Source organism: Xanthomonas bonasiae (assembly GCF_014836395.1).
Classification (GTDB): Bacteria; Pseudomonadota; Gammaproteobacteria; order Xanthomonadales; family Xanthomonadaceae; genus Xanthomonas_A; species Xanthomonas_A bonasiae.
Window position 1 is genome coordinate 14,392 of record NZ_JACSQX010000012.1, and the last position, 11,585, is coordinate 25,976.

Here is an 11,585-nt window from a genome sequence, read left to right on the forward strand (position 1 = left end):
AACTGCTGCCGCATGTTCCGCCTGTAGGCAGGCCTGCTGTTCGTTTCCAGGCCGTGGCCGACTTGATGGCCGCCGACCTCGAACACGCCTCCGCCGCTGAAGCGCCAGCGCTTGGTCGCGTGCCGAGGAGCGGCTTGCAGCGCTCGCCGGCGCCGTTCGGCAAGGCGGACATCGCCGCATCGCGATGTCCGCCGCGCACCCCCGCTCAGAACTTGTAGTTCAGCGACAGCGAGGTATTGCGCGGTGCGCCGTAATAGCCCTGCGCCCAGTACAGGCTGTTGATGTACTTGCGGTCGGTGACGTTGTAGACGTTGAGCGTGGCGCTGAACTGCGGGGTGAAGTCGTAGTGCGCCATCAGCCCGAGCAGCGCATAGCTGTCCTGGCGGGTGAAGATCTCGTTGCCGCTGGTGTCCAGCGCCTGTTGATCGCGGTAGATGTCGCCCTGCCAGGTCAGCGTCGCGCCCAGTTTCAGCGCTTCCCACTGCGGAACCGTGTAGGTGGTGGCGAGCTTGAAGGTACGGCGCGGCACGTAGGTGCGCACGTTGCGGCCCGCGTCGTCCTTGAGGCTCAGCTGGGTATAGCCGGCGTTGAGCTGCCAGTGGTCGCCGAGCCGGCCGGCGAGGTCGAACTCGTAGCCGGTGGAGGTCGCGTCCACCGCCTTGTAGGTCTGCACGTTGCCGATGTACAGGTCGGTTTCGGCGGTGTTGTCCTGCTTGGCGCGGAACAGCGCGAACGAGGCGTTGACCCGCTGCTGCAGCCACTGGCCCTTGATGCCCAGTTCGGCATTGCTGCCGGTGATCGGATCCAGCACCTGCAGGTTGCGGTCCAGTTCGGTCTGCGGATTGAAGATCTCCGCATAGCTGGCGTACAGCGCGTAGTTCGGATCGAAGTTGTACACCGCACCGACGAAGGGGGTGGTCTTGCTGTCGTCGTAGACGTGCTGCACGCCGTAGTTCTGGCCGCGGCTCTCGATCTGCGTGTGGTTGACGCCGGTGATCAGCTTCAGCGCGTCGCTCAGATTCCAGCGCGCGGTGGCGTAGGCGCTGCGGCGGATCATGTCGAATTCGGCGCCGGTCGGCGCGGTGGTGAACGCCGGCAGCGCGATGGCGCCGGTCCAGTCCTCCAGGCTGGGCAGCGCGAACCAGGCGCTGCTGTCGCTGGAATCGGGATAGGTCGAGATCTGCGAGACGTCGATGCCGGCCCATTTCACGCCCACCACCAGTTCGTGTTCGCGTCCGCCCAGAGCGAACGGACCGCTGGCGTAGAGGTCGGCGTACTTCTGGGTCTCGTGGCTGACGTAGCGCGAGGGATAGGAGTACAGCCCCAGCCCGGTGTCGCGGTCGGGCGTGCCGTAGACATAGAACAGGTTGCCGTCCGACTCCAGCTTGCGGTAGTTCAGTGCGGCCTTGAGCTGCCAGCCGCCGCCCAGCGCCTGCTGCAGTTCCACGAACGCGCGCTTGTCGGTGCTGTTCCAGTACGACCAGTCGGCCGAGGTGCTGGTCGAGCGCGCGTAGTGGGTGGCGCTGCCGTCGCTGTAGTACAGCGGCAAGGCGCCCCACATGCCGCCGTGCGGCTCGTTCTTCTGGTAACTGGCGCCGACGCTGAGCAAGGTACTGTCGCTGAGATCGGCCTCGACGATGCCGTAGACGCTGCGCTTCTTCAGCGAGTAGCGGTCCAGATAGCTGTCGCCGTCCTGGCCGGCGGCGACGATGCGCCCGCGCACGCGGCCGCTGCGGTCGAGCTTGCCGGACAGGTCGGCGTCCACGCGCCGCGTGTCCCAGCTGCCGGCGGTGACGCCGACGCTGCCCTGCAGTTCCTCGGTCGGGCGCTTGCGCACGAAGTTGACCGTCGCCGACGGGTTGCCGGTCGAGGACAGCAGGCCGTTGGCGCCGCGCAGCACCTCCACTCGCTCGTACATCGCGGTGTCCAGGTCGCCCTCGGCGCCGCCGTTGGTGAACGGCAGGCCCAGCCCGTCGACCTGGAAATTGATGATGTCGAAGCCGCGCGCGGTGTAGTAGGTGCGGTCGGTCTCGATCTTCTCGACGTTGACGCCGGTGGCCAGCGCCAGCACCGCATTGGCGCTGTCCAGGCCGAAATCGTCCATCTGCTCGCGGCTGATCGTGCTCACCGACTGCGGCGTCTGCAGCGGACTCAACACCAGGCCGGTGCCGGTGGCGCTGGCCGGCGGGGTATAGCCGTCGCTGCGCTGCGCCACCACCTGCAGCTTGTCCAGCAGCTTCGGTGCCGTGTCGCCGGCCGTGGCCGCATCGGCCGTGGCCGCTTCCGTATCGGCCGCGCTGGCGGCCAGCGGCGCGAGCAGGGCGGCAAGCGCCAGGCACAGGGCCTGGCGGCGGACGGGGAGGCGGGCCGGCGCGGCGGCAGACCAGGCGGAACGGGCAGGAAGGTTCATCGGGCGGGATCTATAGAATGGTGGGGGAGGGCGAAATGTCACGCGGCCGGCAGCGGACTGGAAACGGCGTGCAATGGACGCCATCTGGTAGCCGCAGGTCGTCGCCGTTCTGGCGAATACGAACTATTCTCAATAAACGACAGGGAAAGAGCAACGCATGTTTCGGTTTGGTGAATTCCAGCGTTCAGCTATCGCCTCCGGCGCGAGCGCCCCATGAGCGCACCGCACGCGGCGCCGCCGCCCTTCGTCGTCGCCATTCCGGCGCGCTACGCCGCCTCGCGTCTGCCCGGCAAACCGCTGCGCCTGCTCGGCGGCGAGCCGCTGGTGCGGCATGTGGCGCGGCGTGCGCTTGGCGCCGGCGCGCAGCAGGTCTGGGTGGCCGCGGACGACCCGCGCATCGCCGCGGCGGTGGCCGATCTGGAAGGGGTGCACGTCGCGCTGACGTCCGCGGCGCATGCCTCCGGCACCGACCGCCTGGCCGAATGCGCCGACATCGCCGGCTGGGACGACGCCACCCTGGTGGTCAATCTGCAGGGCGACGAACCGTTCGCGCCTGCCGCCGGCATCGTCGCGGTGGCGCAGGCGCTGGCCGACAGCGGCGCGGAGATGGCCACGCTGGGCACGCCGGTCGCCTCGGCCGACAGCCTGTTCGACCCGAACGTGGTCAAGCTGGTGCGCAGCGCGCGGGGCGATGCGCTGTATTTCAGCCGCGCGCCGATCCCGTGGCACCGCGACGCGTTCGCCGCCTCGCGCGAACGGTTGCCGCCGGGTCCGTGGCTGCGCCACATCGGCATTTATGCCTACCGCGCCGGGTTCCTGCGCCGTTTCGCGGCCATGCCGCCGGGCGGGCTGGAACAAGTGGAGGCGCTGGAGCAACTGCGGGTGCTGGAGGCCGGCTTCCGCATCGCGGTGGCGCTGTCGCCTGAGCCGTTCCCGCCCGGGGTGGACACGCCCGAGGACCTGGCCCGCGCCGAGGCGCACCTGCAGGCCCTGGCATGAAGCTGCTGCTGGTGTGCCTTGGCAATATCTGCCGCTCGCCGATGGCCGAAGGCGCGCTGCGCCACCATCTCGAGCGCTCGCCGCTGGCCGGCCAGGTGCAGGTGGATTCGGCCGGGACCGGCGACTGGCACAGCGGCGAGCCGCCGGACCGGCGCGCGATCGCCTGCGCCCGCGGCCATGGCGTGGACATCGCCGGGCTGCGCGCGCGGCAGCTGCGGGCGGCCGACTTCGCCGCCTTCGACTGGATCCTGTGCGCCGACGCGGCCAACCTGCGCGACGTGCGCCAGCGCGCGCCGGCCGCCGCGTTGGAACGGGTGGCGCTGTGGCTGCCGTGGGCCGGGATGGACGGTCGCAGCGAGATCCCCGACCCGTACACCGGCGGCAGCGACCACTTCGAGGACGTCTGGCGCCTGGTGGACGAAGCGGCGGCGCGCAGCGTGGCGCGACTGTCCGCCGACGGCGGCTCCGGCATAATCGGCCGATGAACTCGATCGCCGCCCTGGAACTGCCGCAGCCCGGCACCTGGCTCAATGCCGCGCCGACCACGCTGCGCGAGCAGCAGGGCCGCGCGCTGGTGCTGGCCTTCGTCAACGCCGCCTCGGTGTGGTGCGCGCAGCGCCTGGCCGAACTCAGCCAGTGGCAGGCGCGCAATCCAGGGCGCCTGCAGCTGATCGTGGTGCAGGTGCCGCGCTTCGACAGCGAGCGCGAACCGCAGCGGGCGTTGAAGCTGCTGCGCAGCCAGGGCGTGTCGGCGCCGATCCTGCTCGACGCCGACTGGGCCGCCTGGCAGCGTTTCGACGTGCAGGCCTGGCCGACCCTGGTGCTGCTCGACGCCGGCGGTTACGAGCGCGAGCGCCTGGTCGGGATCGGCGGCGCCGATCTGGAAAAGGCGCTCAACGCGCTGTGCGCCGGGCAGTCGCTGCCGCTGGACGAGGAACTGCGCGATGCGCGCGAGACCCAGCCCGAGCCGCGCCTGCCGCTGCGTTTCCCGGTCGGCCTGGCGGTCGCCGAGGATCGCCTGTACATCGCCGACAGCGGCCACCACCGCATTCTCGAATGCACCACCGGCGGCCGCGTGCTGCGCCAGTTCGGGCTGGGCACCGCCGATTTCATCGACGGCGGCATCGGCGAGGCGGCGTTCCACCGGCCGCGCGGACTGGCGCTGGAACGCGGCGTGCTGTACGTCGCCGATACCGGCAACCACGCGCTGCGCCGGATCAACCTGCTCAGCGGCCACGTCGATACCCTGTGCGGCAACGGTCGCGCCGGCGAACCGGTCGAAGGGCCGGTGCAGCACGCGCAGCAGGCGCCGCTGAACCACCCGCAGGACGTGGTGGTGGCCGACAACCAGGTGCACATCGCGATGGCCGGCGACAACCGCATCTGGAGCTACGAGCTCGGCAACCGCACCCTGCGCTGGCGTGCCGGCGCAGGCGCGCTGGAACTGCGCGACGGCAGCGGCCACCTGGCCGCGTTCGCGCAGCCGTGCAGCCTGGCCGCGGTGCAGCAGGCGCTGTACGTGTGCGATGCGCTGGGCTCGGCGGTGCGTTCGCTGCAGCTGCGCGGCGACCTGGTGCAGACCCTGCTCGGCGGCCAGGGGCCGTGGGATTTCGGCAACGAGGACGGCCCGCGCAGCCGCGCGCGGCTGCAGTTCCCGCAGGCGATCGCGCTGAGTCCGGAATCGCCGCTGCTGTGGATCGCCGACAGCGGCAACGGCAGCCTGCGCAGCCTGCGCCTGGGCGGCGGCGAGCTGTCGACCACCGCCCTGCCGCGGCGCCTGCACGGCCCGGCCGGGCTGGCGGTGAGCGCCGGCACGGTGTGGATCGCCGAGACCGACGCCCACGCCGTGTTGCGCTACGACATCGCCAGCGGCGAACTGAGCGACGTGCCGATCAGCGAATGACCGCATCCGCACTGCCCCCGTTCGACGGCAAGGCCTTCGCCGCCAACCTCAGTACCGCGCCCGGCGTCTACCGCATGTACGCGGCCGACGACACCTTGCTCTACGTCGGCAAGGCCGGCGCGCTGCGCAAGCGCGTGTCCAGCTATTTCAGCGCCTCGCCGAAGAACGCGCGGACCATGGCGATGCTGGCCCAGGTCGCGCGCATGGACGTCACCGTGACCCGCAGCGAAGGCGAGGCGCTGCTGCTGGAAAACCAGCTGATCAAGTCGCTGGCGCCGCGCTACAACGTGTCGTTGCGCGACGACAAGAGCTATCCCTACGTGCTGCTGACCCGCGAGGAATGGCCGCGGATCGCGCTGCACCGCGGCCCGCGCGCGCTGCCCGGACGCTACTTCGGCCCGTATCCCGGCGTCACCGCGGTGCGCGAGACGCTGAACCTGATGCACAAGCTGTTCAAGCTGCGCAGCTGCGAGGACAGCGTGTTCCGCAACCGCTCGCGGCCATGCCTGCAGTACCAGATCGGCCGCTGCAGCGCGCCGTGCGTGGCGCTGGTGCCGGCCGACGAGTACGCCGAATCGGTGCGCCGCGCGACGATGTTCCTGGACGGCCGCAGCGACCAGCTCGGCGAGGAACTTGTGCAGGCGATGCAGGCCGCCAGCGAGCAGCTGGAATTCGAGCGCGCCGCGCGCCTGCGCGACCTGCTCGGCTCGCTGCGCAGCATGCAGAGCCGGCAGTACGTGGACGGCCGCGCCGCCGACCTGGACGTGCTCGCCTGCGCGATGCAGGGCGCCAACGCCTGCGTGCTGCTGCTGGCGTTCCGCGACGGGCGCAATCTCGGCACCCGCGCGTTCTTCCCCAAAACCAACGGCGAGGACAGCGCCGCCGAGGTGCTGTCCGCGTTCGTGTCGCAGTACTACGCCGAGCACGCGCCGCCGCGCGAAGTGTTGCTGGATCGCGAGATCGCCGATGCCGAGCTGATCGAAGCGGCGCTGAGTTCGGCCGCCGAGCGCAAAGTGCAATTGCGCTGGAACGTGCGCGGCGAGCGCGCCGGCTACCTGGAACTGGCCAGCCGCAACGCGCAGGCCACGCTGGCCACCGAACTGACCAGCCGCAACGCGCAGCACGCACGCAGCGAGGCCTTGCGCGAGATGCTGGGGCTGGCCGAGCCGGTCCGGCGCGCGGAGTGCTTCGACATCAGCCACACCATGGGCGAGGCCACCGTGGCCTCGTGCGTGGTGTTCGACGCCAGCGGCCCGGTGCGCAGCCAGTACCGGCGCTACAACATCAGCGGCATCGAGCCGGGCGACGACTACGCGGCGATGCGCCAGGCGATCGAGCGCCGCTTCCGCCGCGCCGCGGAAGGCGAGGGCAAGGGCGATGCGGTGCTGCCCGACGTGCTGTTGATCGACGGCGGCGCCGGCCAGCTGGCGCAGGCCAACGCCGCACTCGCCGACCTGGGCGTGGACGGCATCCTGGTGATCGGCGTGGCCAAGGGCGCCGAGCGCCGCGCCGGCCACGAGACGCTGGTGATGCCGGACGGGCGCGAACTGCGCCCCGGTGCGGCCTCGCCGGCATTGCAGTTCATTCAGCAGGTGCGTGACGAGGCGCACCGTTTCGCGATCACCGGCCACCGCGGGCGGCGCCAGAAAGCGCGCATGACCAGCAAGCTGGAGGACATCCCCGGCATCGGTCCGCGCCGCCGCGCCAGCCTGTTGAAGCATTTCGGCGGACTGGCCGGACTCAAGGCCGCCGGCGAAGCGGAGATCGCGCGCGTGGAAGGCATCAACGACGCGCTCGCTGCACGAATCTACGCTAACCTGCACGGGCTGCCGGTGCCCGATCCGGCAGGCGAGTAGAGCAGCGCAATGAAGTTGACCATCCCCACCTGGCTGACGCTGCTGCGGATCGTGATGATTCCGGTGCTGGTGCTGGTGTTCTACCTTCCCTACACGTGGACGAACTTCGCCTCGGCGGCGATCTTCGGCCTGGCCGCGTTCACCGATTGGCTGGACGGCTGGGTGGCGCGGCGCTACCACCAGTATTCCGCGTTCGGCGCGTTCCTGGATCCGGTGGCCGACAAGCTGATGGTCGCGGTGGCGCTGTTCCTGATCGTGCAGGGCCACCCGACGCCGTGGATGGCGTTCTGGGCGGCGGTGATCGTCGGCCGCGAAATCGCGGTGTCGGCGCTGCGCGAATGGATGGCCGAGATCGGCCAGCGCGCCAAGGTGCGGGTGGCGATGATCGGCAAGGTCAAGACCACCGCGCAGATGGTCGCGCTGCTGTGCCTGCTGTATTCGGTGATGCCCGACGGCTCGCCGCCGGAGAGCGTGTGGATGGGCCTGTTCATCTTCCACATCGGCGACTGGACCCTGGCGATCGCCTCGATCCTGACCCTGCTGTCCGGCATCCAGTACCTGCATGCGGCCTGGCCGAGCCTGCGCGCCGACGAGCGTGCCGCGGTCGCGGACAAGAATGCGAAAAAAATCGAAGGCAATGGTTGACAGCCTGCCGGTTCCCGGTAAAATTCGCGGCCTCAAGCGGGAATAGCTCAGTTGGTAGAGCGCAACCTTGCCAAGGTTGAGGTCGCGAGTTCGAGTCTCGTTTCCCGCTCCAGACGGTTTTGCAGGCATCCAGCGGATACCGGCGAAACGATGAAATCAGGACCTTCGGGTCCTTTTTTCGTTTCTGGCCGATGGCAGCGCAATGCGCTTGCGCGACGATGCTCCGCCCATCGGCACGGTGCTGCGCCTGGCGGGCGCCATCGCGCGAGCGGACGCGCCGTCCGCTACGGCGTCGATGCGGTCGTCGCGTCGATACGCCGCACCGGCAGCGCTTCGCGCAATTGCCGGAAATAGTCCAGGCCACCCCATTGCTGCACATCGCCCAGCACATACAGGCGGCACTTGGCGCGCGTGATCGCCACGTTCAACAGGTTGGGCTTGCCTGCGGCCCAGGCACGCGCGCCTGCACCCTCCGCGCCCGGCGCGGTGCCGAGGACGAAGAACACGATATCCGCTTCCTTTCCCTGGAACGTATGCACGGTGCCGCATTCGATGCCGCTGAAGCCGGCCTGCTTGATGTGGCTCCTGCAGGCCTGGGCGATCTTGCGGAAGGGCGAAATGACGAACACCTTGGCCTGCGTGTCCGGCTCATCCGGCGATCCCGACAGCACGCGTGCCGGCGTCTGCCGCAATTGCTCCAGGCATGCGAGCAGGTGAGCGATTTCGTCGCTGCAGACCGGGTGCTGGATCTGGCTGGATCGCACGTCCAGCCAGGCACTCGCGCCCAGCACGCAGGAGAACGCGATGGGCTGGGGTTGCCCGTGCTTGTCCACCCGGCCTTGCACCATCTGTCCTGCATAGGCGATGTCGTTGGCAACGGAAAACATCGGGTCGTCGCAGCGGCGATGCGTGCGCAACGGCATACCGGTCCACAGGCGTTCCGGCGCATCGGCTGCGGCCGGATCGGATGCCATCGCGACCCATGAGCCGAAGGGCGTGATGCGATCGGCCAGCGTCTGCACGGATTCGTCGACCGGCGACCAGGTGCGGTCGACGCCGTGCCGCTGGCGCAGGTCTTCGGCGAGGCTGAGCGGCACGGTGAAGACGGGTTCGATCTGCAGCGGGTCGCCCACGATCACGGCGCGGCGGCTGCGCCACAGGGCGCCTGCCGCCGACTGCGGCGTGGCCTGGCCGGCTTCGTCCAGCAGCAACCAGCCCAGGCTGTCCTGGCCCATGCCCAGGAACAGGCGGTCGAAGGAGGCGAGGGTGGTGGACACCACCGGCACGGCGAAGAAGAACGCGTCCCACAGTGCGGGGCGTTGTTCGACGGGGAGCTTGTCCCGCAGCGTGCCCATCAACATGCCGTTGACCGCGCGCAGATTGGCGATGAATTTGCCGGCGTTGGCCAGGATGCTCAGCCTGTGCAACTCCATCGCTTGCAGGAAGACCCGCGCACGCAGCTGGTCCAGCTCCGAATAGACCGCCACGCTGGCGCGTTGCAGGTCGGCGGGCTGCAGTTCCCACAGCTTGCGGTCCGGGAAGTGGCGGGCGCCCAGCGCGTAGCCGGCGTCCAGCGCCTGTCTGTGCCGTTGCAGGTCCTGGTCCAACCTGGCGCGCTCGGAGGACAACAACTTCAGGCGCTCGTGCCGATGATCCAGCTCTGCCTGGCGTTGGGCGACCTCCTTGGCTTGCTGCGCAAAGGTCTCGGCGGACTCGGCCAGACGCCTGGCGGGCTCTTCCAGGGCTTGGCGCAATGCCGCCATCCGCTGCGTCTGGCGGCCGAACAAGCCCGATAGGCGATCCTGCAGGTTGGGCGTCGCTGCCGCTTGCCGCTGCGCGAGCAGGGCTTTGTGGGCATCCAGCATCGCGCGTTGATCCGACAGCGCTGCCTGCTGTCGGGAGAGGATCAGTGCGCTCTCGGCGATGTCGCCGGTCACGCGATCGATGTCGGCCTGGAGCGCAGCCAGGTGGCCATGCTCGGCATCCAGCACCTGGGCCGCTCGCTCTGCGCGCAGCAACGCCTCGCGGTGTTGCTCGAACTCGGACAGCAGTTGCAGGAAACCGCGTTTGGCGGTTTGCCATTCTTCCTGATGGCGTCGGTAGTCGGCATCGGCGGCGACCTCGAGCAGCTGCTTCATCGACGGCGGCAGTGCTGCGGCCGGAGTGGCGCCAGCTGATTCCTCGGCTTGCTCTGCGTCGGTTCCGCATCCTCGCCGGGCGCCTCGGCGGTCTCGACCCGCGGCACATAGTCCTCGCGGAAGAACCCCTGGGCGAACGAGCGCCGATTGCCGGCGTTGCCCAGCGCCGCGGCGATCACGCCCCAGCCTTGCAGCGGCCGATCGTTGTCGTCCACGACCTTCTGCGCCTTGAATATCTCTGCCATGACCCCGGCGAAATAATCGACAGGGCCATACTCGTCCGCGATTTTCTTGCGTGCCGGCAACTCCTGGGTGATGTTCTTGACCGCGTTGTTGTTGGTGCTGGCGACCACGATGGAGGTGCCTGCGACCACCGAGGCCTTGAGCGGAAAGAAGCTCTTGCCGGCCACGCCGATCTTGTCCTCGAACAGGGCCGCAGGCCGGTCGAGCGCGGCGATCCGACGGGCGCGTTCGGTGATGATGTCGGCGACCACATCGCACAGCAGGGTGGTCTTGCCGGTGCCGGGAGGTCCATTGACGCCGATGACGCCATCGGCCGTTCCGAGCGTATGCAGCACCTGCGCGACTGCGGCTTGCTGCGCCAGTACCAAGGGGTGCCGCGACGACGCGGGCCAACGTGCGCTGGGCAGATGCGCCGCGCTCACCAGCTTGGCCATTGCGGCATGCTGTACCAGGATGTCGGTACGCTGGCGCTGCTCGAGCGCTGGTCCCAGGTAGGCGCTCAGCGCCGCGCCGAAGGGGCGGCCGTTCTGTGCCTGGGCAATCAGGCGATCGAGGTCGTCCAGGTAGAACGAATTCAGGAAATCGGTGGCGGCCTGCAGGCTGTCGCTCAGGTAGCGGCGTTTGACCCGGCTGCTGCGCACAACCACCCGCCAGTCCAGGGCTGGCTCGTCGGTGTCGTTGCCGAGCAACTGGCGCACCAGCTGCAACTCGGTCTCCAACTCGTCCCAGGTCAGCGACAAGGCCGTCGCGCTCTCGCTCGCCGTGCGCGGAGCGGAGGCATCGTCGATCTCTTCGAGGCGGTGGCAGCGCTGGGCGAACTCGTCGCGCGCACGGCCCAGGCGCGCATTGACGTTCTCCAGCGTGTTGCTTTGCCGCAATGCCTGCACGCCGTGGGCGAAGCTGGCAGCCAGGTAGCTGTCAGGCTTGGGACGACCGTCCTCGTCGACGACGAAGGCGGCCAGCCAACCGTTGCCGGTGACGCGTTGACGCTCGCGCTCGCTCAGGTCGCGACCGGGGAAGAGCGCGCGCAACAGCAGGCGAGAAAGAGCATCGGTATCGGCGACGCCGAGATAGACCACATGGACGTAGCCGTGTTCTGCCGTGGGCCTGAAATCGTGGCGATGCCAGGGCAGCGACTGGCCGTGGCGAAGGGTGGTGATCTTGGTCTGGCCGGTGGCATCCCGGGCCGAAGGCGCGGTGGGGATGTTGAAGACTTCCAGGTCGCGCCAAAAGCCGAGGACGCGAAGGGGTTCGCTGGCCGAATTACTCAAGGTCTCACTCCATTCAAGACACATCGGCGCGTTTCCTGCGCCTGCACGGGTCCTTGCCGGTCCCGCCGATGACAAAAGCAATGCGCTTCGAGCATAGCGCTTCCGAATTCGCCCCACCAT

General features: G+C 69.1%; 9 protein-coding genes and 1 tRNA gene. 7 read left to right on the top strand and 3 right to left on the bottom strand.

Translation table 11 applies throughout. The features are described 5' to 3' along the window. Positions 1–205: 205 nt before the first annotated feature. Positions 206–2,410 carry a TonB-dependent siderophore receptor gene (locus tag H9658_RS18175; protein ID WP_225210093.1) on the bottom strand — a complete coding sequence of 735 codons (2,205 nt, stop codon included), beginning with the start codon at positions 2,408–2,410 and terminating at the stop codon, positions 206–208. Between the two features lie 213 nt (positions 2,411–2,623). On the opposite strand from H9658_RS18175, the gene kdsB reads away from it, so the two are divergent. From kdsB to H9658_RS18205, 6 genes are all read left to right on the top strand, one after another. Then, positions 2,624–3,409 (top strand): 3-deoxy-manno-octulosonate cytidylyltransferase, encoded by a 786-nt coding sequence (gene kdsB / locus H9658_RS18180; protein WP_191826451.1) that lies wholly within the window; start codon positions 2,624–2,626, stop codon positions 3,407–3,409. Further along, a complete protein-coding gene (locus H9658_RS18185) occupies positions 3,406–3,894 on the top strand; it encodes a low molecular weight protein-tyrosine-phosphatase (protein ID WP_191826452.1) in 489 nt (162 codons plus the stop codon). The genes kdsB and H9658_RS18185 overlap by 4 nt, the downstream gene beginning before the upstream one ends. Next, positions 3,891–5,312: a hypothetical protein gene (locus H9658_RS18190; protein WP_179564043.1), complete on the top strand. Its 1,422-nt coding sequence runs from the start codon at positions 3,891–3,893 to the stop codon at positions 5,310–5,312. Before H9658_RS18185 ends, H9658_RS18190 begins: the two co-directional genes overlap by 4 nt. Next, positions 5,309–7,168, top strand: a complete 1,860-nt coding sequence (gene uvrC, locus H9658_RS18195; RefSeq protein ID WP_191826453.1) for an excinuclease ABC subunit UvrC — start codon at positions 5,309–5,311, stop codon at positions 7,166–7,168. The genes H9658_RS18190 and uvrC overlap by 4 nt, the downstream gene beginning before the upstream one ends. A gap of 9 nt (positions 7,169–7,177) precedes the next feature. Next, on the top strand, positions 7,178–7,813 hold the full coding sequence (gene pgsA / locus H9658_RS18200) for a CDP-diacylglycerol--glycerol-3-phosphate 3-phosphatidyltransferase (RefSeq protein ID WP_003472804.1): 636 nt from the start codon (positions 7,178–7,180) through the stop codon (positions 7,811–7,813). A gap of 36 nt (positions 7,814–7,849) precedes the next feature. Then, positions 7,850–7,925 (top strand) — tRNA-Gly (locus H9658_RS18205). Positions 7,926–8,097: 172 nt separating this feature from the next. Here H9658_RS18205 and H9658_RS23045 read toward each other — a convergent pair. Beyond that, on the bottom strand, positions 8,098–9,804 hold the full coding sequence (locus H9658_RS23045; protein ID WP_318241428.1) for a DEAD/DEAH box helicase: 1,707 nt from the start codon (positions 9,802–9,804) through the stop codon (positions 8,098–8,100). Here H9658_RS23045 and H9658_RS23050 point away from each other — a divergent pair. Continuing rightward, positions 9,781–9,990: a hypothetical protein gene (locus tag H9658_RS23050; protein ID WP_225210094.1), complete on the top strand. Its 210-nt coding sequence runs from the start codon at positions 9,781–9,783 to the stop codon at positions 9,988–9,990. The two genes, H9658_RS23045 and H9658_RS23050, sit on opposite strands and share 24 nt — an antisense overlap. Here the strand turns inward: H9658_RS23050 and H9658_RS23055 are convergent. After that, entirely contained in the window at positions 9,948–11,465 is a 1,518-nt protein-coding gene (locus tag H9658_RS23055; RefSeq protein ID WP_225210095.1) for a DEAD/DEAH box helicase family protein, read from the bottom strand. The genes H9658_RS23050 and H9658_RS23055 overlap by 43 nt on opposite strands. Positions 11,466–11,585 lie beyond the last annotated feature (120 nt).

What these genes read in the sequence shown, in the direction of transcription:
- kdsB (WP_191826451.1), top strand. Translation starts at nt 2,624, where the DNA reads ATGAGCGCACCGCACGCGGCGCCGCCGCCCTTCGTCGTCGCCATTCCG.
- H9658_RS18175 (WP_225210093.1), bottom strand. Translation starts at nt 2,410, where the DNA reads ATGAACCTTCCTGCCCGTTCCGCCTGGTCTGCCGCCGCGCCGGCCCGC.
- H9658_RS18190 (WP_179564043.1), top strand. Translation starts at nt 3,891, where the DNA reads ATGAACTCGATCGCCGCCCTGGAACTGCCGCAGCCCGGCACCTGGCTC.
- pgsA (WP_003472804.1), top strand. Translation starts at nt 7,178, where the DNA reads ATGAAGTTGACCATCCCCACCTGGCTGACGCTGCTGCGGATCGTGATG.
- uvrC (WP_191826453.1), top strand. Translation starts at nt 5,309, where the DNA reads ATGACCGCATCCGCACTGCCCCCGTTCGACGGCAAGGCCTTCGCCGCC.
- H9658_RS18185 (WP_191826452.1), top strand. Translation starts at nt 3,406, where the DNA reads ATGAAGCTGCTGCTGGTGTGCCTTGGCAATATCTGCCGCTCGCCGATG.